Here is a 21,776-nt window from a genome sequence, read left to right on the forward strand (position 1 = left end):
GGCAATGCCTTTCTGCTGAGCTTCGTATTTTTCTTTCCACTTGTAAAGCAGGCTAGTAGCGACTCCGAGTGACTTTGCTGCATCAGCAACACTGTAGCCTTGCTCTAGCACCATCAAAACAGCTTCACCTTTAAATGACTGGGGATAGCTTTTATGGGATTTTTTCAGACTCATATAGACCTCTTAACTCATTGACAGTATTGTCTCAAAATTAAGTGTCCGATGGCATTAGACCAGTACATAATCTTGCCTAGTGTTCACTTAAGACACCTATTTTTGAACCATGCCACTAGATTCACAAAAACATACATCACTATGTTGACCTACCCAATGCCCAAAAGCAGGAAAGAGCGGGGAACAAATAAAGCCTCTTTCACTGAGTTTTTAGTAACTCAATTCACTTTATACTCAGAATCAAATAAAATGCTTTCACTTTCTTCACACATAGGAAGTAGTAATAGAATTGGCACAATTAAAAACAATGTAGTCCCACACCATACACTATCTCTAGTAATATAAATCCACTCATCTCCAAAGGTACTTTTGTTTATTTTAGATGGTTCTCCTTTTTTGAAAGGTAGTCTTCCTTTAGTAATAGATCATTATCATTAATAATGAGATCATCAGCATTGCTGAATAGCCACACTCTCACCATCGACCATTCCCCCAACGCACCCAGAAATAAGCATAAAAATACCAACAAAATTAGGCTTACACTCAAGCAGTTTAAAGATCCTGTTAATTAACCCCACTTCCTTTTCATAGTATCGTTCTCCTACATTTTTCCTGATTCTATACGATCTATTTGGAAGTGGGGTTAATGGCACGCGAAGTTGGGTCAGAACTTGCTCAGAGATTCACAGCTAGCATCAACACCTACTTGCTCAAATGCTTTGATAATATTACCAACATTAAAGTTTAGGTCTTCTGCCGCACATATAACACCAGATCCTGCTTGATCATAATTGCTGGTAGGCGTCCAGTAAATAATATTAGCTACTGAGAATACTTTAAAAGCTTTCAGTATATTCCAGTCAGGTGATGTCGCTATTAAATAGAAAGCTTTATTAAAAACACCACTACTATAATGGACATCCAAGCCATCATAATAGTCTGATGCATGCTCAATAGAGCGACCGTCTTTGCTAGGTTTATCGAAATAGCGAATCCCCCCTCTTAATATGGGATAATAACCTACTTGCCAATCATTATGGCCTTTTATATAAAACTCAGCTGTTTCACCTGCTATATCTGAAAAAGATTCATTAATTCCTCCAGATTGATAGCGATATTGAAGCCCAGAGTATTGCTCAGTAAATCCATGGCTTATCTCATGAGCAATAATATCCATTGTAATTATTTGCTCGTAGTTGTCATAGTCATCACTAATTGTTATAGATTGCCCATCCCAAATAATACCGTCAAAAATTGAGGCATGAACCTTCATTATTATTTTGAAACGGAGAGGAAAATGGCCTACCCACTGCTGGAACACATTGAATGTTTGAGTAGCAAAATAATGAGCATCGTTAGCTATTAAATCTAACTGGCGAGGGCAAGGAAATTTAACAATCTTACTACTGTGGCTGCTTTTCAAATCTTGAGTGATAACATATTCATTTTCCATAAAACAAGTATCGTCGATAGCAGTTACATCAAGTGGTCCATAGTCGATCCCGTACTCATAATAACCGAATATTTTATTACCTCCTGGACCATACGCATCTACAGAGTTTAACCCTTCCCAGGAATCTAACACTTTACCAGTATTTGCATCAACCATGTAAAAAGGGCGTGTTGGCTGTGGGTTTGCTTTATAAAAAGATACAAGGTAAATAAGCTTGATTTGGTTGTTGATGAAATGAATATATTTTTCTACCCGAATATTCTGGTAGTTTTTTTCGGATATATTACTTGAAGTATCACCTGAATGCTGCTGGACAATATACAATGCCTGTTGTGGTGAAAGCTTGGTAGTAACAGTTTTTAGATCCTTATTAGTAATTTTAGTAAATACTAGTTCACCGATGTAATTTTGATAGTCATCATTTTGTAATTTACTTGCGACAATATATTTCCCATAAATTGGAACACCCATATAATACATCTGTAGTTTAGATTTAATGATACCTTCTTTATTTTTGAATTGAGCCATGGGTTTAAGTTGATAAGGGGATATAGATGACAAAAAGGGTTTTAAGGAGTTTTCCTGATTCTGTGTATATTCCCTGCTGTTTGCTATGGCCTCTTTTGCAGCATAGACATTTGATATTGATTGGTTTAAAAGTAATGTAAAACATAATATAAATGGTAACTTTTTATTTCTATATTCCATTATACCGTCCTTTCCTTGATTAAAATCACCTTCACTCTATAGCACTTAAGTTTACTGATATAGACACTATAGCGTGTCCTTTTGAAAGTTATGTGTTAAAAGATTACACACTATTACAACGCGTATACCAGTGACCAGTATGATTCTAGCGCAAAGCTTTCTCGCCCTTGTGAACACTATTGTCGTTTTATGGCCACTATGAGTTTTGATAAACGGCTAGCGCTACATTATACACATAAGCAACTGGTGTTTAATGCACCACCTTATGGATAGTGCCTTATAGGTATACCCAAAACAGACTAGTTTTGAGCATCTTTTGAGAAGATTACATTTTGTAGTTGTAAAACTCTCATAACATTTCAGCAAGTTGGCACTAATAAGATGTGTCCTCTCGGTGAACATACCTGAAAGCAAATTTTTTAACTCGTACGCTTGCCGAGGTTCCACCAGACCCATACGCTAACAACAAAATGAGATGTTTTGCTAACTCAAGTTCAATGAAACGCTTTAGAACTTATTTCCCTATTTATCTTGATGTCTAACTCAGAAGATTCTAGCCTTCAGGTAATGTTCAACAGACTGATTGCTTTTTGAATAAATAATAATCATATTTGATATAAATACTAGCGTTTGTTTACCGTTGTTTAGCTTCTTAAGTTAATCTATAAGATATCGTGATGAGAGAAAATACATATAAACATTTAATCTTATTCCTGGTAGCCCTTCTACCTGCTGTAGTATATGCTCATGGACTCTCTAGTGAGATGATTTTAATTTTATTTCTTATGACTTTTGGTCCTGCTATTCTAGGATTTATCACACTAACCATAGGTATTGCTAAGAAACTAAATAACAAATCATATAAGCAATGGTTTGTTGTATCTATAGTGTGCTTTATTGTGCAAGCTATCATATATGTAGCCTCCTACCTATACTAAACATATTAAATACTCATATTTACATAAAAGTCTTTCCTTACTTAAACTATTACCAAATCAGCTTTAATTAACCTATTCAATACAGGTGTAGCTGAATACGTATACATTACCTTTGTACAACAAAAATCTCTGCAGTTTTCTTACGTCCTATCCAGAATCACTGGCCCAGTACCTTTCACAGCCAGTTTGTCATCCTCATTATAGATTGGACATTTTTCCATCGATAAACACCCACAACCAATACAACTAGTCAAAGAGTCCCGTAGTCGCTCAAGATAGGCAATACGCGCATTGATATCATCCCGCCACCTGGCTGATAACAACTGCCAGTCTTCCGTTGTTGGCGTTCGACTATCAGGTAAAGCAGCAAATGCATTTTTTATCTCAGCTAAACTAATCCCCATTTTTTGTGCAGCCTTTATCACCGATATTCTCCGCAAAACATCACGCTTGTAACGTCTTTGATTACCTGCATTACGCCAACTACGAATTAATCCCTTCTCTTCATAAAAATGCAAGGTACTTACCTTGATCCCACATCGCTTGGCAACTCTGCCAACACTCCAAGCTGCTTGCTCCATAAACCCTCCAAAGTTTTTTTGAAGAATAGTGAAAAAAACACTTTACCTCAAGTTAACTTGAGGTTCTATGATTAGACTACACAAGCGATGACATAAATGTCAAAAAGCACTCATCTGGATGTATTCGTGTTACCTATCCAGCCACATAGTGCATAAACAATACGTTTCATTTACCGCAAGGAGAAAACAATATGTATCTTGAGCATGTAAACCTGGTCGTATCTGATATCCCAGAAATATTAACTTTTTATCAAGCAGCCTTTCCTCACTGGAAAATTCGTACAGAAGGTAGTGGTCATTGGAACGGCAAACCTCGAAACTGGCTACATTTTGGAGATGATTACCACTATATCGCATTTAGTGATCATGGTGAGGGAAAAAACAGAAATTTAGAAGGTCATCAAGTTGGCCTCGCCCACTTTGCCTATGTGACTAATAATATTGAAGCCACAATTTCCCGCCTTAAAAATGCAGGTTTTGAAATCGCTAAAGCAGGTGCTGAAGAGCCTTATCGAAAAAATGTGTACTTCATCGACCCTGCAGGATACGAAGTAGAGTTTGTTGAATACCTTAGCGACATACCAGAACAAAGAAACCTGACAAGATAGTGTTTGTTTATGGTGCATTACTATATATGCACCACAAACAAAACCTGAGAAAAAATGGTGTACTTATGAAAGTTTTAGCATTTGCCGCAAGTAACAGTAAAAACTCTATTAATCGACAGTTAGCATTGTATACCGCTAGCCTAGTCAAAAATGCGACAGTAGAAACACTGGATATTAATGACTACGAAATGCCACTATTCAGTGAAGAAAGAGAAAAACAACTAGGTATCCCCCCAAAAGCAAAAATCTTTTTTAACAAACTTGCTGCAACAGATGCTATTATCGTCTCTTTTGCTGAACACAACGGAACTTATACCGCAGCGTTCAAAAACCTATACGATTGGACCTCTCGGATTAATAAAGCAGTATTTGGTCATAAACCTACACTTTTTCTTGCTACATCACCAGGTTCTAGTGGCGCCAAAAGTGTTTTAGCCACAGCTAAAAATTCAGCTGCATTTATGGGGGCTAATCTTAAAGGTATTGTTTCCATACCAAGCTTCTTTGATAATTTTGATATTGAAAATAACCGTTTTATGAACCCAATATTTGAAACTAAAATAAAATTAGCTGTAAGCCAGCTGGTTAATACCGCCGTAGCTACGCCAATAATAACTCAGGTTCAGTAGAAAGTATGTTCCATCGAAAAAAAGCCTATACCTCTGCTGACCAGTATAACTGAGGTGGCAAATTCATTAAGCTGCATTTTGTATGGCTTAAGAACCAAGGTTTTGGTAGAATCTTAAGCCAACCCTACTTCGGGTAGAATAAACTAATTAATGCACAGTATTTGTACAATCCCCATCGAGATATAACTTATTAAGAGTTAAAATCACAAATGTCGCTTGTCCTAAAAAAATTAACAACAGAGTACTTTGCAGCCTTCAAAAGGCTTTGGCAATTTTATGAATATAATAATTCAAGTTTTTCTGGTGAAGACCTAGATTCAGAGGGAAAATTCGATATTGATGAGGAATACCTTTTTGATATTGTCAGGGAATATGAAAATTGTGAAGCCAACTTATTATATTTTAACGATACGCTTTGTGGGTTTGTTATGGTTGAACCTACAGTTATTGATAGAATTGAGATGCCAGAGCTAGCTGATATATTTATTTTGCCTAAGTATAGAGGTAAAGGGTTATCGTATATTGTGCTTCGGCAACTTATGTTTCGGTCTCCTGAAACCTGGCATATTGCAGTATGCCAACAAGACCGAAAAGCCTTTGATTTCTGGAAACATGCGTTTGCAAAACTCCCTTTTAAGTCTGTAAGACAAATTGATCCTCCAGAAACTGAGGGGTTTTATGAGTTTATTGTTGAAACAAACATAATCAATGATCTATCAAAACTTAAGCTAGCTTAGGGTCTGTTAACACTACCCTCAGCAAAGAGTATATCCAACAATATAGCATTGAGTGATATACCCTTCGCAGGGTTAGACTATCATAATCCCTGATTTTCAAACCTCACATCACCATTTTCAGCAATTAGCTTTTCACTCAGTAATTGCTCATTCAAAGTAATATAGGCAAAACCATTAAGTACACGTAGTGGAATATCAGGATCATTGGCAGACTTATTTTCATACCAAGCGACTGTATCCTCTCCTTTTAACAAAGTAGCGTCTCCATAAGGAATAGATCCGTGGCCAATACAACGACCATAAAATTTTCCTTTTGGTTTGTAAGCTATTGCATTATGTAAATGTCCCCAGTACCAAAAATCAGGTTCACGACCAAGACCTTCAATCACACTATTATAGACTGCACCTTTGTTTACACCTTTGATATCATATCCCTCATGATGTGAAAGCACGATAATCCGTTTATGAGTAGGCAAGGTTTTTAGCCAATTAATTTGTGTATCATCAAGTTTTCCTTTTAAATAAAGGTCTTTGGCACTTGCGTGATACGCCGTATCTAATCCTACAATCAACCAGTTACTGTTTTCTAAAGCAAAATAACTACATCCATTTTGCTTAATAAATCGTTTGGCTAAAGCCTGCTCAAAATAAGGAATAGCACCACTGTACATTTCATGGTTTGAGTTTAAGGTAAATGCACCTTTAGAGCCCATTGGCCATAACTCAACCAAATTATTTATTTCTTGCTCTTGAGTACCGGCATAATAGACATCACCAAGGTGTATCGTGTAATCAGGATTAAGTTTAGCCATTTGTTTGCCAACCAGAGCACTAGGCGATTTATCACGCCAGTTTCCCGTTCCCCAATCACCAGCAACAGCAATACTTACCGTATCAGGAATTTTCTGGCAAACGGGACTTGTGTTAAAAGGTGCTTTATGGTCAAAATGCAGCAGTAATTGTTCAATGGCTTCTGCCCAGTCAGGATCAAGTAATTCCCATTTTCCTACTCCTAATAGCTCTCCATCAGGACGTACTCTGGTGGTTAATTCTTCTGCCTCATGCGGAAGCTCTTTTAAATCATCAGGAACTTTATCCAGTAAAGCTAAAGCATGTGCGAATTCAGAGCCATCACTCGATACATCTTCTCCTTTTATAAGACTGTCAATATTTCTATGTATTTTCTCAAATGTTGCCAGCAGTGAATCATGGGTATTTTTATCCACTCTATTTTTAAACGATTCATAGGCATTTTCAATGCTATTAATAAGGTGTTTTTCGAAAGGCATGTTGTTTTCTCCTTACTCAACAGGCTGTTTTATACCCTTTCCTTGGGGTATATGTTTTATTTTTTTGGTTTTTGCTGTTTGTCCCAAATGCGCTAAAATTTCTGGGTAAATATCTTCTACTGCATGAGCACCAAATATACAGTCAATATGCCCATATTCTGGAATAACTTTTCTACTATATTGCTGTAATGGAAATTTTTCGCGTAATATATTATATGTAATTTTCGTACTTTCTGGTAAATAGCACTGGTTTTCAGCACCAGAAATAAAACAAATGGGTAAATTTAATCTATCGATATTAGGCATATAAATATCTTGCCCTTCAAAATTAACCACTATGCCTTTTCGACAAATCTCAGCCAAGTGCTCAAACGTAGTAATATTTGCCTCAGCAAACAATTCATGGAGATTGCTGTGCAACAAATTATTAAGTTGTGCATGCCGATAAAGAGAAGCATAAAGAAATGTGATTCGATGACAAACGGGGTTATCACATTGTCCTTGTGCTTCTTTCATTGCGTAAATATCCAAGGCTTTATCATAAAGGCGGCCAACCCAACTTTCATGATTATCAACATAAGCCGTTAATGACTCGACACCCAGCATGTCTAAAAAGCTGGGTAAATGAACGCCTGTTTTTAGTTTTGTTGCAGTAGGCACCACAATATTCGTAGCAATTTGAGAACATACAATAGAGCGTACATGCTTTAAACCCGCCAACATTGACATAAAAAAAGTAGTCGCGCCGTAACAATGCACCACAGCTTGAATAGTATCACAACCCGTTTTACGTCGAATGACATCAATGGCTACGGGAAAATCATATTTTGCAACTTGGTCACCCGTAGACTGTTGCTTAGCCGCGGGTAAAGCAATACTGACTCTAAAATCCAACAACCAAACATCATAACCATGTGCATACAAGTACTCCAGTAAATTAGTCTGGATTGTGTCAGTAGAAAAAATGGCTGAAGAAACACCTAAACCATGCACTAACATTACAGGACCTTTATCGCCTCCTTGATAACGGGTCAGACGTAAGTTAACGCCATCTTCCGTTTTAAAAGGATGAATGACAGGCGCACCAACACGGAGTGGACGCTTTTTACGAGGAGGGGCATCAGGGTTAAAACGCGACTCACTGTAAAAGATACCACCATAAGTTTCCCAAAGAACACCTGCAAAATATTTTCCAAAACGCGCTTCAGCACTCAGTTTTTCAACTGCACTCGTTGTGTTAGTTGCCTTCATCGTAGTCATTTGCTTAAGGAAGTCTTCAGGCTCAATATGTAAAATACCTTTACCGACAATGCCTCCTTGATCATTATTTCCGTGATATATGGTCACATACAGCGTGGATGTATCAGGCCATATGTCAAACACATCAGGGTCATCTTTAATTACTTTGTAGCCACTAAAATAAAACTGCTCATTATTTTCTGTCATTAAATGCATTTTATAATTCATGTGGCGAGTATTAGGTGTTTCTGGGTATAACTCAAATAAATTAAATATACCATTATTAACCAAGAGTGGTTGATCCGAGAGTGCAGGCGCATTCAATGTCCCAATAATTTGAGCCGCATGTTCAGGTGTTTTTAGCATTTCATCTAAATTATTAGAACTGATAGTCAGCGTAAATTCCATTGTAGAATTAGCCACTTTAGCCATCTTTTCTGCATCACGATAAGTATTTAGCGAGCCCCCAGCTGCAAACTGTGTAGAATAATAGCCTTTCATAGTTTCAGTGAAAGTGATTCCAACTGTTTTTGCTTTACTGATATCAGCTAATCGTTCTTTAGTAGGCTTTGAGGGTAAATCATAATTAATCGACCATCCCCTATCCTGAGCAATTAACGTACAACACCGTTCTGATATAGCAGAAATAGTAAGTAATGGGTTCACCGCCAGTGAAGTTGGTATTACAGAACCATCAGTCACATAAAGATCCGAATAAACAGCTGTACCACTAGTACTACTAAATACCTGACCTTTATGATTGACAACACCTTGTTCTGCATTTTCACCCATCACAGCCCCACCGAGAGGATGCACTGTAATCAGACTATGGTTAAACAGTTTTGTCCATATAGGATTTTCAACATAGTCTCCCCCCAATGCAGCCGTCGCTTGTTTAAGCCGTTTGTTACCCAATTCAAAATTAACTTGCTCACCGACACCAGGCCAGTTTATCCGTAATTGGTCGTTTTCTAATTTCATAACACCTTCACCATTATCATGGCTCATAATTAAATAGGTTTGAGTGTTATTTATTGCACCATGATAAGGGCCACGAATTAGACTGTCAGCCGTACGAGCTTTTTCTTTTATTTTGTCAATAAAACCTGTATCTGTATCTTGGCCAACCGCCTCTGCAGCCACAGATAATGAAGCAGGCATTAATTTACCGATTGCGCCAGGAATTGAACCTTCCTCAATCACCATTCTACTACGCCAGTTGTCTTCATTTCGCATGTCAATTATGCTGGTAATACACGGACCCACAGGTTTAATTTCACCTACTGGCAAGTGACCAAAGCCAATACCATTAATTGTTTGATCACAGTTATATCCAAACCCTAGAATATCACCGTTTCCACTGAAATTTTGTCCAAGTTGGTTCGATAAATTGAGACCTTTTTCTTTTGAACGTAGCAAAATTTCTGTAGAACCTAACGTACCAGCTGAAATAACCACTAAACTGGCCTTAATAAAAAGGGTAGGTGCACCAAACTTTTCTCTACCCTCATCAATAGGTTGATAATGTATTAACCAGCCATCATCATCCTTTTCTATATATTTTACTAATACATTACAGAATATTTCTGCCCCGTGGTTCCAGGCATCTGGCAGATAATTCATCAACGTAGTGTTTTTAGCACCATAATTACAGCCTGAAACGCAATCACCACAGTTAGTACAAGCTGCTTGAGGAACACCTACGTGATTAATGCCATTTTCTGGATCTTCAAAGGTGACATTAATTGGTGGGCGATAAAAGTTTTGTCTCATTGCTGCAGCAGATTTTTTATTAGCTTCTAGCTTAGGTAATATAGCGGATGTTTCGGGATAAGGCATAGGTTTCAACATATCTCTGGCTCTTTGAAACCCTTCTTTCAGTAAAGTATCTTGATGTTCTCGTATTTTTTGTGGCCAGCGTTTATCTTCAAAGACTTTTGGTTCAGGCTCCAAAGAAACATTTGCATTTATAAGAGAAGTACCTCCTAAACCACATCCAATAACTACATTTTGTTCTTTATTAACATGAATATCATATAATCCTGTTTTAGAACCAATGTGACCATCAGGTGTATGAAATTGTAGATCTTTAAGTGCTTCGTCCTCAGTATTTGGATATTCACCAGGTAAAATTTCTCGCCCACGCTCTAGCAGACATACATTCTTTCCTGCTCTCGCTAACCTAGAAGCACTTATACCACCACCATATCCAGACCCAATAACCACCACATCATAATATTCTTTAATTAATTCAACATCTAAGGATATTCTGTTCATCATGACTCTCTCATAGGCGTTATTTTTGTTTTTTCTCCTTGAGGGTAGCTTGTTTTGCAGTGATTGCACGGCATGCAATTTGATATCGAGAAAAGCAGTATTTTTTATATAATTCTGTAAAACAAACAAAATCAAATGAGTCTAATGCTTAGACTGGCTTATAAAAATAAACTTTGGTTCTTTTTCAAAAGCTTATTGGATACAAAAAAACAGTAATTATTGAGAGTTCATATTGTAGTAATTCCTGTAATAGCCAGTTTAAAAATTCTTTACTAGCCAGCAACAGAGAAATCTACTACTTTATAGGTATACCCTTTGAAGAAAAGAGGCAAACAGCGGTAATATATTTGAAAGAAAATTACTAGCAAAGCATTCAGGGGCTTTACTCTATTTTGGTGTTCTTTAATGCTATTAGTTCATAAACTACTGCATACATTTTCCTGATATTGATTGGTTTTCTTAGTCAAGCATTAAAGGACACCTTATTTTTTAACAACATTGAAACTTTGTGAATATATCTTGATGCAAAGTGTAAGCCCTTCTAATCCTATCTTTTTATCAGATAAGACAGTTACCTGCTATCCTTCCCTCTCATAAATCAATCTGCGATAGTTCAAGTTAAGTTTTTCCTTCCATAAACACTTCAATAAGATTATTACCTGGAATGTCACTGTCCTTATGTAACAATGGAATAAAAATTTAAAAATTCAGCTTATAAAGGTTGATTAAAAAATATTAGTAAATTTATATATCACTAGTGGAAATATTTTATGCTCTCTACCCCTGACGAGACACCTAAGTGGTTCGAATATATTCCTAACACATTAGTTGGCTTCGACAACCGCCTTCTTGATCACTAAGAAAGGGGGGGGGATGCCATTTTATGTAAAATGATAAGCATTAAGAAATTGCCGAGGAGTATTTAACTTGTCCCCTTGTCATTTTTTACACTTAAAAATTAATGACTCTTAGTATATATTATAAATATTGAAGCATATATAAATAAACCTGAGTAGATATAATCTACTCAGGCATTAGTTTAAAGTTAAGTTTAGGGAATAACGTAGTGTGAAAATTTATTTTATTCTAAATATTCAACTAATATTTATTCAACAACAAAGCTAGCTTCACAGGTTGAATCAATCAAGTAATTATTTCCAGAAACCATCTTAACAATGTATGTACCTGGCGCTGTGAAGTTTTTTGTTGACAAATTGTACTGCCATGTATCAATTTTGAACTCAAATTGATTCCCATCTGTACCTAATCCGACAGGTATCGATTCATCCGATACATCAACAGCATCCTCATTATAACTCAAATAGTTTACTTGGATGATTGGTGCTGCCGATATATTTGCATCCGTTACCAACTGTTGTTTACTATTAATAAGTTTTGCTTTAAGTGGTAACGCTCGATTTTTTTTGACCTTTACTGAGCCTTTATTCATTGGAGATTGGAATCCATCACAAGTATATATAATTGGAGTAACAACTGCCCCCCAAGGAACTAAGCCTATTGGCACTGTATTAATAACAGCGTTAGTTGTTGTATCAACAATGGATACGGTGTTGTTTCCGCTGATTGGTACATAAAGAAGTGTACCATCAGGTGTCACTGCAGGTCTCACAGGCCCTGGTCCAACTGGAATAGTGGTAACAACATGGGGAGGTAAGGTTGTATCAATAACAGAGATTGTTCCAGAGCTATTATTACTTACATAAGCATGTGTACCATCTGGGCTGAAAATAACCCATCCAGGATGAGATCCAACCGGGCCAACGGTTATACTATAAGCTAATTTGTTGGTGGCTGTATCTAGAACAGCTACGGTGTTTGAAGAAAGTTGAGGAATGTAAACAAAATTTCCATTTGGACTTATGGCTAGCCAAGCGGGATTGTTTGGCACCGGAATTGGAACTCCAATAGTCATATTGGTGGCAATATCTATAATAGAAATTTCATGATCTAATTCATTTGCCACATAAGCATATTTACCTGAAGGAGTGATATCTATCCCAGCAGGGCGATAGCCCACAGGAATCGTCTTTATAATTGTGTAATTAGAGGTATCAATTACTGACACATTATCGTCGTCTTTGTTTGTTACATAAGCAAAGTCTCCTTCTGGAGTGAAAGCTATTGCATGTGGAATTCGTCCGACAGGAATAGTTGTAGCTACAGTATTTGTATCAGTCTCTATTACAGATATATTATTGGACGCTGCATTTCCAACATAGATGAATTTTCCATTAGGCGTGACCTCAATAAATTGTGGTGCTGTTCCTACTGGAATTGTTGAGATTACAAGATCATTTTCTGTATCAATAACAGAAACAGAGTTTGAATTCCTATTGCTAATATACGCAAATGGATCTGAAAGGGTGACGTTAGATATAACATACAAAATAAAAAACAGCAATCCTTTAGCAAAACAAGGTAGTATTTTTTTTTGAAGAATTAGCATACATAATTAATAACCTCACCCACCAAACAGTCTATTTTTTAATTTTTTCTATCACTAATTTTAGCTGGCAAACTTTAATATTGCACACTCTAAGAGATGGATAAATTATTTTTTCGATTATTTTTTAAGTATTATCTTTAGCGTTTATTCTGATACCCCATCAAAACTTTATCAACATACTGCTAACACACTCATAGTTTTATTATGATCTCGGACAGAAGCTATTAATATATAAACATATTAACCTTTATTTTTATACGACACTCATTCGTTATACTTTTTATTACTATAACCACTACATATAATTAATGAGCAACAGCTTAAATAGACTGCACACGATTGATTGATGTAACAAAAACAACACGACAATTTCATAAAAAAATTATTTCGTAGTAATACCTTCTTTAATTAAACAGCAAAGCAATCATTTGTTTATAAATATCCTTCCAGCCTTGATGCTTAAACATCTTTCAATGCAAGCCGGTCTTATTTGTGACTTACCAGTTTTTAGTGGCACTATGAATGCCAACATTGTTGTATCATAGAGACCAATAACGACCTTTGATTACCATGAGAGAGATTACATTGTACTTTCCAAAACCAGGAATAAAAAAACACCCTGAAAAAAGGTGGAACCAACCAGACCGTATTTTTTTTGGCTTTGGGGCATGTCATATTTTAGCAGGTGTCTACCTCGAAAAATTCTCAGATAAGGGCTTTTATGCTTTGAGAGTTTTACCTAAAGCAGGGTTTTATGGGAACCACATTTTTGTTACTGATGGGATCGTTGCTTTTGACTTTCATGGATATTCACTTAAAAGCCAATTAGTTACTCACTTTTGGAAAGGTTGGTCTGAGCGTTATCCTGGATGGAAAGCCCGTATAGAAGTAGTCGACTTTTCGTTGCTCAATACAGCTAGCCTAAATCAACGGAAAATGCTAGGCCCTGATCAGTACTTCCTCAATCCCATTGAACGGGCTGAGCAGTTTATCAACCGATTTGATCATGAGAGGCTCATATTATCAGTCTATCAAAAAAGTAATTATTTAAGTTGCAATAAAGAGGTCAAGTCTGTTGATTAACACTACTTGTCACAACACATTGCGCCAATGCAGCACATGAATTCACAGTGTGCTCAAAGTGAACTAAACCAACCATATAGCACAATTGTTGTATTATACAATAACCCAAACTCACAAACTACTATTAGAAAAGTGACTTGACCCCTTATCATATTTTATTATGTAGAGCAAAGTACTCATGATTGCGCATATTCAAGAAGAAGACCTTGATGAAGTTACTGCTATCTATAATTACTATATACAAAATACAGCAGCAACATTTGAAGAGGATGTCGTTTCAACAAGTGACATTCTACATCGTATAAATAATATTAAAGAAGCAGGGCTACCTTGGCTTGTAGCAAAAGACCAAAGTCGAACCATAGGCTATGCTTATGCATCATTATGGAACTCAAGGAGTGCTTACAGAAACACCGTTGAAATTTCAATATATTTAAAACATGATATTATTTCCCATGGTTGGGGTACAGCACTTTATACTATGTTGTTTGAACAACTTAAAGGGCTTCCAAAGCATACGGCTATAGCGGTTATTACATTACCCAATCAAGCCAGTATTGCCCTTCATGAGAAGTTTGGTATGCAAAAAGTAGGTCATTTTAAGCAAGTTGGATTCAAATTTAACCAATGGTTTGATGTGGGATACTGGCAAGTAATACTATAACCAATTTAGGAATAAAAACACATGACTGTCATTGTTGTTGATGTTGAAACTGATGGCCCAATACCTTACGAATATTCAATGATTTCTTTTGGTGCGGTTATCGTAGATAACGATTTGACTAAAACATTCTACGGTAAGTTAAAGCCGATAAGTAACAAGTGGATTCCAGAAGCACTTGCAGTCTCCGGCTTTTCCAGGGAAGAAACCATGACTTTTGAAGAACCCACAAAAGTCATGGAAGACTTCTCCTCCTGGATTGCCACACATTCAAAATCACGACCACTATTTTTTAGTGATAATAATGGTTTCGATTGGCAATTTATTAACTGGTATTTTCATTATTTTACGGGTAACAACCCTTTTGGATTTAGTTCTAATAATATTGGATCACTTTATAAAGGCATGGTCTCTGATATGTTTAAAAATTTTAAACACCTTAGAAAAACTAAACATACCCATAATCCTGTTGATGACGCTATGGGTAATGCGGAAGCTTTGCTACATATGAAAAACATGATGGGACTTAAAATCAGCTTAAAATAAGAAGCTGCCTTGAGTTTCTGAACCAACTTCTCTCTTTACCATAGCTAAGAGTATTAACTTCGGACATGATCATTGTATCAATTACTTGTGATGTTAGCTAACGGCTAATTTATTCAACACTATAGACACTCTATCATTTTAAGACTCTTGTAGTATAATCCAGAGAAATCATACTGGTAATATCACAAGGACAAGCGGTAATAAGTTATGATCTTTCAAGTGAAAAAAAATATCTTAAGTAAAGCATTATTTGGTGGTTTCTTGAGTTTTTTTCTTTCAAGCTGTGCTTTTGCTAGTCCAGCTTCATTAGCTATAAGCAGTTGTACTCATGAGAAGCTAGTATCAACGCCTCAATCAGTGCTTCCCTGTTTTATCAAAAATAACTCCTCAACACCTGCAAGTTGGAAATTAAAAGATTCAAACAACATAGGCAGCTTACACATATATACCTATGAACTTATCAGCCAATTCTGGCCTGATCCCAGTATCAGTAATGCAGGACGCAATTGGCAGCATAAACTGACAATCTACGTGCCTAATGAAGTACTAAGCCAGCAATCATTGCTCTTTATAAATGGTGGCACCTCATATACAGAAGGACAGCAGTACTTACCCAAACCTCATAAGGTAGACTTTGAAAGTATTGCAACGGAAACAAAGACAGTTGTTGCAGACCTCCAAGATGTTCCAAACCAATATCTTCGTTTGGATGATGGTGTAGCCAGACGAGAAGATGGCATTATGGCTTATACTTGGAACAAATATATGGATGATCCCAAAGATAATGCCTATTGGCCTGGCCATTTACCTATGGTCAAAGCGACGGTTAAAGCAATGGATGCCATACAGAATGTTGCAAAAGTTCATTCTTTTCCCATTCCTCAACAGTTTGTTCTTGCAGGTGCAAGCAAAAGAGGCTGGGCTGCATGGTTAACAACATTGGTTGATGACCGTGTCAATGGTATCGTTCCTATTGTTATTGATATATTAAATACCAAACAAAACCTTACTCATATTTATAAAAGCTTAGAAGAGTGGCCTGCAGCATTTAGAGATTATGTCAAACAAGGCGTAACAGACCGAATTGAAACGCCAGCCTTTAGTAAACTAATGGAAATAGAAGACCCTCTAAGCTACATGTCTGACAAACAGTTTAAATCAAGATTATCAATACCCAAATATATCATTAATGCGTCATCTGATGATTTTTTTGTACCTGATTCGTTGAACCAGTATATAGAACAGCTGCCAGGGGAAAATACTATCAGAATCACTGCTAACCAACGGCATTATATTGACTTTAACGTTGCAGGTAAGGCTTTAAAAGATTACTACAAAATGATAGTAACTGATGCTCCTCGCCCTGTTATTCAATGGAATGCGAGTAATGATCATCAAACTGTAGAAATCACTACGATGTTTGAGCCAAAGTCAGTGAAATTATGGAAAGCTCATAACCCCAATAAACGTGATTTTAGGATTACTTCAAACATAAAATATAAATCTTTTAACATTCAAGGAAAGTGCCAAAAAGAACGCTGTGCATACCATTTACCCAAAGAACAGAAAGAAGGATATACATCCAGTTTTTTGGAGTTTAGTTACCAGCAAGGAGAGCACAGTTTGACAGTAACATCCCCCGCATTCATCACACCCAACACCTATAAATAGCTTATTTGGAGAAGTGTTTTAAACAGCGCTTCTCCAATAAGTCTTTGTCCCAAGTTATTGATCGATACGAATAAAATCATGATCGAAAATTGTGCGCCCATAATAAGGTTTATTTTTAATTTGTTATTTAAAAGTAACCCTTTACCTACTGACTGATATTATTAATTAGCTACTGGCTTTCGTTTTTACTTTCATCGAAAAATACACCATATCATCTCGATCATATAATTTTATATCACTTTCTTTTTGCATACCCAGCTTTTCCATTACACGAATCGATGCTTTATTTTGATCCACAGCAGCACCAAAAACACGTTCACCCAAGCCATCAGCAAAGTAATTATCCAAACAGCTTCTAGCTGCTTCAAATGCGATCCCTTGCCCAGCAAAAGATTTAGCAATACTGTATCGAATATCACGAAAATAAGTAGTCGCTACTGTTTCAATACCTACATAGCCAATTTTTACTGATGGGTATTTTTTTTGGAGAATCACATAAGTTCCAAATCCTTTTTGCCAGTGTTCACAACGACTCTGAACACTGCTTTGAATTTCTTCTTGTGTATAAGGCTCACCTTTAGGTAAATATCGTGTTAAAGCAGGGTCACTTAAAATTTCGGTAAATATATCAATATCATCCAGAGTTACTTTCTTTAAAACTAATCGATCCGTATAAATCATATTACTGCTACTTATCCCCCCAAAAATTTAATTTTTATTTGCTTGATGTTGCTAGCCTCTCCCTGGCATGTACATAAGAGTACCTTTAAATATTTTCTTAGTTATATTCTTATTCGTAATGATCCATTTCCCAATAATCATCGACTGATAGTGTTTTACCTTTATCACTGCTTAAAATAGCCAACTCCAACAGTTTAATGACCTTTAGTCCGTCTTCTGCAGTAACAGGTACATTGTGACCTTTTAAAATAGCATCAGCAATTTCCAGATAATAATTTTGGTAACACCCATCTTCAGTCGCTATAACTTCTTGTTGTTCTTCAGTATACAGCATACCGTATTGTTCAGCCCTATCCTTACCCCATTTAGGAGTCACAACCCCTGTATTTTCCAGTGGTTTTACCTCTGCTTTAAGTTGGTCTTCCTGAGGGTCTAAACCGAATTTAATAAAGGAACCTTTGGTTCCCTGAATTTGAAAGCGAATATTAGGCGCTGCACAATAAGGACTGCCATGTAATACCATTTCTAATTGAGGATAGTGCAATAACACATGAAAGAAGTCGGTTGTCGTAGAGTTATCTCGAAGAGGAATACAACGCCCTGTTATGGCTTGGGGCAGACCAAATAAACACAACGCCTGGTCCAGCAAGTGTGATCCCAAGTCAAACCAAATACCTGTTCCTGGTCCAGCCTGTTCGCGCCAACGGTCTCTCACCACCGGACGAAAGCGATCAAAATGTGATTCAACATAGCGAACCGTACCTAACTTACCACTGTTAATCAGCTTCTTAACCGTGAGAAAATCACCATCCCAACGTCGATTATGGTAAACAGAACAAATGACACCTTGTTGCTTAGCAAGTGCTACTAACGCACGCGCTTGTGCACAATCCGATACCATAGGCTTTTCAATAATGACATGTTTTTTGGCCTGAAGACACGATGTTGCCAGTTCAAAGTGGTACTGACTTGGTGCAGTAATAATCACCAGCTCTACCGCTGAATTTTTCAGCAGTTCACTCATGTCGGTATAGACTTTAACGGCAGGTAGATCTTTGTTTACTTCATCAGGCTTACTGCTCTTAATTGCAATCAGATCAAATTGATCACTATTTATCAGAAAGGGAATATGAAATGTTTTTGCAGAATAACCATAGCCGACAACTGCCGTTTTAATCGTCATATCTTCATCCACAATTGACTTACTATATGTGGACTTACTTAAGCACACCATTACAACAAGGGCTTACATAAATCCACTCATTTATTTGTTTTAAATATGACAGATTCTATACTAAAGTCCTACTCTCTTCCTAATGAATGCTTAGGATGCCATCTGCTGTAACTGCAAACCTTCCTCTATCAACCGCCACTTCAGTACATAATGAGTAATTTTTAACCCATCAAATACATAAAATTCACCATCTGTTTTAAAATAACCACGAACAACTGAACATGAAAAAGCCGGATCAACAACAAGGTCAACCCGGCTGGATGGAGGAGGCAACGCACAGGAAATATCTTGCCAAAGTTGATGCATAGGGTAGACACACTCCTTACTGTATATAGATACAGCTATTTTATCGAGTCTACCCTACATATACAACCAGAACCGTCTATATACTCTTTATAGTGGATATACGTGGTATGGATATCCCCTTATACAGTTGAAGATGCCAAATCAGCCTGCCGTTCAGCTTGTCCTGAGGTAAGGGATTGACGTAATTGTTTCGCCGCATTCACCATAGCAGCCAATGCACGCTCACACTCGCCCCAATTACGTGTTTTGAGTCCACAGTCTGGATTCACCCATAGCCGTTCAACGGGAATATATTTAATTGCTGCCTGTAGGAGCTTAACAACATCATCAACGGTAGGCACACTGGGTGAGTGTATGTCATAAACGCCAGGCCCAATCTCATTGGGATAACTAAAGGCTTCAAAGGCCGCCAGTAGTTGCATTTTTGCGCGTGTACTTTCAATAGTAATCACATCCGCATCCATCGCTGCGATATGCTCAATAATACTGTTGAAGTCGCTATAACACATATGAGTGTGAATTTGAGTGGTCGGTTTCGCACCCGCAGAAGCAATACGGAAAGCACGTGTCGCCCAATGTAAATAATGGGCTTGTGCCGCTTTTTGTAAAGGCACTCCCTCTCTAAATGCAGGTTCATCAATTTGTACAATGTGAATACCTGCTTTTTCCAGATCAGCCACTTCATCACGCAAAGCAAGGGCAATCTGAAAGGCACTGACTTCTGGCGCTACATCATCACGAGGATAAGACCACTGAAGAATGGTCACAGGTCCTGTCAACATGCCTTTCACAGGTTTATTGGATAGGGACTGAGCATATGCACTCCAACCTACCGTCATCGGTTGTTGCCGCTCCACATCCCCAATGACAATTGGCGGACGTACACAACGCGAGCCGTAACTTTGCACCCAACCATATTGCGTGGTTACAAACCCTGCTAATTGCTCAGCAAAATATTCCACCATGTCTGTTCGTTCTGGCTCGCCATGCACTAAGACATCAAGATCCAGCGCTTCCTGTTTTTGAATAACAAACTGAATTTCTTTTTGTAATGACTGGTGATACTGCGTTAAATCGATATCCCCTTTACGGAATTTTGCCCGCAACTGACGTATAGCAGAAGTTTGGGGAAATGAGCCAATAGTGGTTGTTGGTAACAATGGCAATTGCAGCAACGCTCGCTGTACTTTTGCTCGCTCAGTATACGGTTGTGAACGCTGCTCAGCTTGAGCCGTTAATTCTGCTAAACGTTTTTGCACTACAGGTCGTACAGCAAGCTTTCTAGCTTGAACGCCTTGGTCTGAGATCTCAAGCTGCTCTGCAATTTTTGCTTCGCCCTCACGCAAACCAAAAGATAATGCAGATAATTCATGTAACTTTTGAATGGCAAAGGCAAGTCCAGGTTTAACCTTTGTATCCAACTGTGTTTCCAGCTCTAAATCAACGGGTACATGTAATAATGAACAACTAGGGGCTAACCATAAATTATCACCAAAAGCCTGATAAACAGGTGTTAACGTCTGCAACAACTGACGTAAATCGGCACGCCAGACACTGCGTCCATTAATAATACCCACGGAAAGTACTTTGTAACGGGGTAAACGATCTACCACACTGATTAACTGTTCTGGAGCGCGAACCGCGTCAATATGTAAGCCCGCCACAGGTAAATTAACCGCACAGGTCAAGTTATCCCCTAACCCTGCAAAATAGGTTGCTAATAAAATTTTAACGGAAGCTGTTTGTAAATGGTGATAGGTTTGCTCATACGCCTGACGCCATGCAACAGGAAGATCCAAGGTCAATGCAGGTTCATCTAATTGCACCCACGCTATGCCCAAGTCAGCTAAATGCTGCAACAGTTGTCCATACGCTTCCAACAGCGCAGGCAACAAGCGTAATTTATCCCCTTGCCCAGATACTTCACTCAACCACAAGTAAGTAACAGGACCAACCAGCACTGGCTTCACTTGATGACCAAACTGTTGTGCTTCTTTGACCTGAGCTAATAAGTCATCAACCTGCAACTGAAACCCCTGACTTTCTTCAAGCTCAGGCACAATGTAGTGGTAATTAGTATCAAACCACTTTGTCATCTTACACGCCGCCAGCGTTTCTCCTTGCTGCTGGTATCCCCGAGCCATCGCAAAATATTGCGTAAGTCCCTGAGGTAAGTGGCGAAAACGCTGAGGAATCACCCCCAACCAATTGGACATATTAAGAACATGGTCATACCAGGCAAAGTCACCCACTGGCATCAACGTTACACCTGCTTCTGCTTGTTGCTGCCATGCCTGTTTTCTTAATGTTTTACCTTCAGTCTGAAGTGTTTGCTCATCAATATCACCTCGCCAAAAGGCTTCGACATGCTTTTTTAACTCCCGACGCTTACCTATACGGGGAAATCCCAGGTTATGTACACTCATGATGTTCTCTTCTCATTGTCCAAAAGATGATGGCCTACACGCCGTGCTTTCCGTAGATTGCGGCATCC

The 21,776-nt window shown here is 37.7% G+C and carries 17 protein-coding genes; 7 read left to right on the forward strand and 10 right to left on the reverse strand.

The features are described 5' to 3' along the window. The 3 genes from ACQ96U_RS20885 to soxR form a co-directional block, all read right to left on the reverse strand. A partial coding sequence (locus ACQ96U_RS20885) for a transposase (protein WP_431723357.1) occupies positions 1 to 174 on the reverse strand: 174 nt, incomplete at its 3' end. Between the two features lie 664 nt (positions 175 to 838). Further along, entirely contained in the window at positions 839 to 2,335 is a 1,497-nt protein-coding gene (locus ACQ96U_RS20890) for a M4 family metallopeptidase (protein ID WP_431723209.1), read from the reverse strand. Between the two features lie 1,078 nt (positions 2,336 to 3,413). Beyond that, positions 3,414 to 3,854, reverse strand: coding sequence for a redox-sensitive transcriptional activator SoxR (soxR, locus tag ACQ96U_RS20895; protein WP_431723210.1), 441 nt, complete (start codon positions 3,852 to 3,854; stop codon positions 3,414 to 3,416). 191 nt (positions 3,855 to 4,045) lie between these two features. Between soxR and ACQ96U_RS20900 the strand changes: the two genes are divergently transcribed. The 3 genes from ACQ96U_RS20900 to ACQ96U_RS20910 all read left to right on the forward strand — a co-directional run bounded on the left by ACQ96U_RS20900 (position 4,046) and on the right by ACQ96U_RS20910 (position 5,828). Then, positions 4,046 to 4,462: a VOC family protein gene (locus tag ACQ96U_RS20900; RefSeq protein WP_431723211.1), complete on the forward strand. Its 417-nt coding sequence runs from the start codon at positions 4,046 to 4,048 to the stop codon at positions 4,460 to 4,462. A 65-nt stretch (positions 4,463 to 4,527) separates the two neighbouring features. After that, the gene (locus ACQ96U_RS20905) at positions 4,528 to 5,091 is read left to right on the forward strand and encodes an NADPH-dependent FMN reductase (protein WP_431723212.1); all 564 of its coding nucleotides are present in this window, start codon (positions 4,528 to 4,530) and stop codon (positions 5,089 to 5,091) included. 209 nt (positions 5,092 to 5,300) lie between these two features. Then, positions 5,301 to 5,828, forward strand: a complete 528-nt coding sequence (locus ACQ96U_RS20910) for a GNAT family N-acetyltransferase (protein WP_431723213.1) — start codon at positions 5,301 to 5,303, stop codon at positions 5,826 to 5,828. Positions 5,829 to 5,908: 80 nt separating this feature from the next. Here ACQ96U_RS20910 and ACQ96U_RS20915 read toward each other — a convergent pair whose 3' ends face one another. From ACQ96U_RS20915 to ACQ96U_RS20925, 3 genes are all read right to left on the reverse strand, one after another. Beyond that, the gene (locus ACQ96U_RS20915; protein WP_431723214.1) at positions 5,909 to 7,117 is read right to left on the reverse strand and encodes a metallophosphoesterase family protein; all 1,209 of its coding nucleotides are present in this window, start codon (positions 7,115 to 7,117) and stop codon (positions 5,909 to 5,911) included. A gap of 12 nt (positions 7,118 to 7,129) precedes the next feature. After that, on the reverse strand, positions 7,130 to 10,636 hold the full coding sequence (locus ACQ96U_RS20920) for an alpha/beta fold hydrolase (RefSeq protein ID WP_431723215.1): 3,507 nt from the start codon (positions 10,634 to 10,636) through the stop codon (positions 7,130 to 7,132). A gap of 1,102 nt (positions 10,637 to 11,738) precedes the next feature. Beyond that, positions 11,739 to 13,100 (reverse strand): beta-propeller fold lactonase family protein, encoded by a 1,362-nt coding sequence (locus ACQ96U_RS20925; RefSeq protein ID WP_431723216.1) that lies wholly within the window; start codon positions 13,098 to 13,100, stop codon positions 11,739 to 11,741. A gap of 570 nt (positions 13,101 to 13,670) precedes the next feature. Between ACQ96U_RS20925 and ACQ96U_RS20930 the strand changes: the two genes are divergently transcribed. The 4 genes from ACQ96U_RS20930 to ACQ96U_RS20945 all read left to right on the forward strand — a co-directional run bounded on the left by ACQ96U_RS20930 (position 13,671) and on the right by ACQ96U_RS20945 (position 17,061). After that, positions 13,671 to 14,183 (forward strand): hypothetical protein, encoded by a 513-nt coding sequence (locus ACQ96U_RS20930; protein WP_431723217.1) that lies wholly within the window; start codon positions 13,671 to 13,673, stop codon positions 14,181 to 14,183. 178 nt (positions 14,184 to 14,361) lie between these two features. Continuing rightward, the gene (locus tag ACQ96U_RS20935; protein ID WP_431723218.1) at positions 14,362 to 14,847 is read left to right on the forward strand and encodes an N-acetyltransferase family protein; all 486 of its coding nucleotides are present in this window, start codon (positions 14,362 to 14,364) and stop codon (positions 14,845 to 14,847) included. A 21-nt stretch (positions 14,848 to 14,868) separates the two neighbouring features. Then, positions 14,869 to 15,390, forward strand: a complete 522-nt coding sequence (locus ACQ96U_RS20940; RefSeq protein ID WP_431723219.1) for an exonuclease domain-containing protein — start codon at positions 14,869 to 14,871, stop codon at positions 15,388 to 15,390. Positions 15,391 to 15,609: 219 nt separating this feature from the next. Next, complete coding sequence (locus tag ACQ96U_RS20945; RefSeq protein ID WP_431723220.1) at positions 15,610 to 17,061, forward strand: PhoPQ-activated protein PqaA family protein; 1,452 nt, start codon at positions 15,610 to 15,612, stop codon at positions 17,059 to 17,061. Between the two features lie 165 nt (positions 17,062 to 17,226). Here the strand turns inward: ACQ96U_RS20945 and ACQ96U_RS20950 are convergent, their stop codons facing one another. The 4 genes from ACQ96U_RS20950 to metE form a co-directional block, all read right to left on the reverse strand. Then, entirely contained in the window at positions 17,227 to 17,742 is a 516-nt protein-coding gene (locus ACQ96U_RS20950) for a GNAT family N-acetyltransferase (protein ID WP_431723221.1), read from the reverse strand. A gap of 109 nt (positions 17,743 to 17,851) precedes the next feature. Next, positions 17,852 to 18,925 carry an oxidoreductase gene (locus ACQ96U_RS20955; RefSeq protein WP_431723222.1) on the reverse strand — a complete coding sequence of 358 codons (1,074 nt, stop codon included), beginning with the start codon at positions 18,923 to 18,925 and terminating at the stop codon, positions 17,852 to 17,854. 141 nt (positions 18,926 to 19,066) lie between these two features. Then, positions 19,067 to 19,282, reverse strand: coding sequence for a hypothetical protein (locus tag ACQ96U_RS20960; RefSeq protein WP_431723223.1), 216 nt, complete (start codon positions 19,280 to 19,282; stop codon positions 19,067 to 19,069). Positions 19,283 to 19,401: 119 nt separating this feature from the next. After that, positions 19,402 to 21,708, reverse strand: coding sequence for a 5-methyltetrahydropteroyltriglutamate--homocysteine S-methyltransferase (metE, locus tag ACQ96U_RS20965; RefSeq protein WP_431723224.1), 2,307 nt, complete (start codon positions 21,706 to 21,708; stop codon positions 19,402 to 19,404). Positions 21,709 to 21,776 lie beyond the last annotated feature (68 nt).

Source organism: Zooshikella sp. RANM57 (assembly GCF_050749885.1).
Lineage (GTDB): Bacteria > Pseudomonadota > Gammaproteobacteria > Pseudomonadales > Zooshikellaceae > Zooshikella.

What these genes read in the sequence shown, in the direction of transcription:
- ACQ96U_RS20890 (WP_431723209.1), bottom strand. Translation starts at nt 2,335, where the DNA reads ATGGAATATAGAAATAAAAAGTTACCATTTATATTATGTTTTACATTA.
- soxR (WP_431723210.1), bottom strand. Translation starts at nt 3,854, where the DNA reads ATGGAGCAAGCAGCTTGGAGTGTTGGCAGAGTTGCCAAGCGATGTGGG.
- ACQ96U_RS20900 (WP_431723211.1), top strand. Translation starts at nt 4,046, where the DNA reads ATGTATCTTGAGCATGTAAACCTGGTCGTATCTGATATCCCAGAAATA.
- ACQ96U_RS20905 (WP_431723212.1), top strand. Translation starts at nt 4,528, where the DNA reads ATGAAAGTTTTAGCATTTGCCGCAAGTAACAGTAAAAACTCTATTAAT.
- ACQ96U_RS20910 (WP_431723213.1), top strand. Translation starts at nt 5,301, where the DNA reads ATGTCGCTTGTCCTAAAAAAATTAACAACAGAGTACTTTGCAGCCTTC.
- ACQ96U_RS20915 (WP_431723214.1), bottom strand. Translation starts at nt 7,117, where the DNA reads ATGCCTTTCGAAAAACACCTTATTAATAGCATTGAAAATGCCTATGAA.
- ACQ96U_RS20920 (WP_431723215.1), bottom strand. Translation starts at nt 10,636, where the DNA reads ATGATGAACAGAATATCCTTAGATGTTGAATTAATTAAAGAATATTAT.
- ACQ96U_RS20925 (WP_431723216.1), bottom strand. Translation starts at nt 13,100, where the DNA reads ATGCTAATTCTTCAAAAAAAAATACTACCTTGTTTTGCTAAAGGATTG.
- ACQ96U_RS20930 (WP_431723217.1), top strand. Translation starts at nt 13,671, where the DNA reads ATGAGAGAGATTACATTGTACTTTCCAAAACCAGGAATAAAAAAACAC.
- ACQ96U_RS20935 (WP_431723218.1), top strand. Translation starts at nt 14,362, where the DNA reads ATGATTGCGCATATTCAAGAAGAAGACCTTGATGAAGTTACTGCTATC.
- ACQ96U_RS20940 (WP_431723219.1), top strand. Translation starts at nt 14,869, where the DNA reads ATGACTGTCATTGTTGTTGATGTTGAAACTGATGGCCCAATACCTTAC.
- ACQ96U_RS20950 (WP_431723221.1), bottom strand. Translation starts at nt 17,742, where the DNA reads ATGATTTATACGGATCGATTAGTTTTAAAGAAAGTAACTCTGGATGAT.
- ACQ96U_RS20955 (WP_431723222.1), bottom strand. Translation starts at nt 18,925, where the DNA reads ATGACGATTAAAACGGCAGTTGTCGGCTATGGTTATTCTGCAAAAACA.
- ACQ96U_RS20960 (WP_431723223.1), bottom strand. Translation starts at nt 19,282, where the DNA reads ATGCATCAACTTTGGCAAGATATTTCCTGTGCGTTGCCTCCTCCATCC.
- metE (WP_431723224.1), bottom strand. Translation starts at nt 21,708, where the DNA reads ATGAGTGTACATAACCTGGGATTTCCCCGTATAGGTAAGCGTCGGGAG.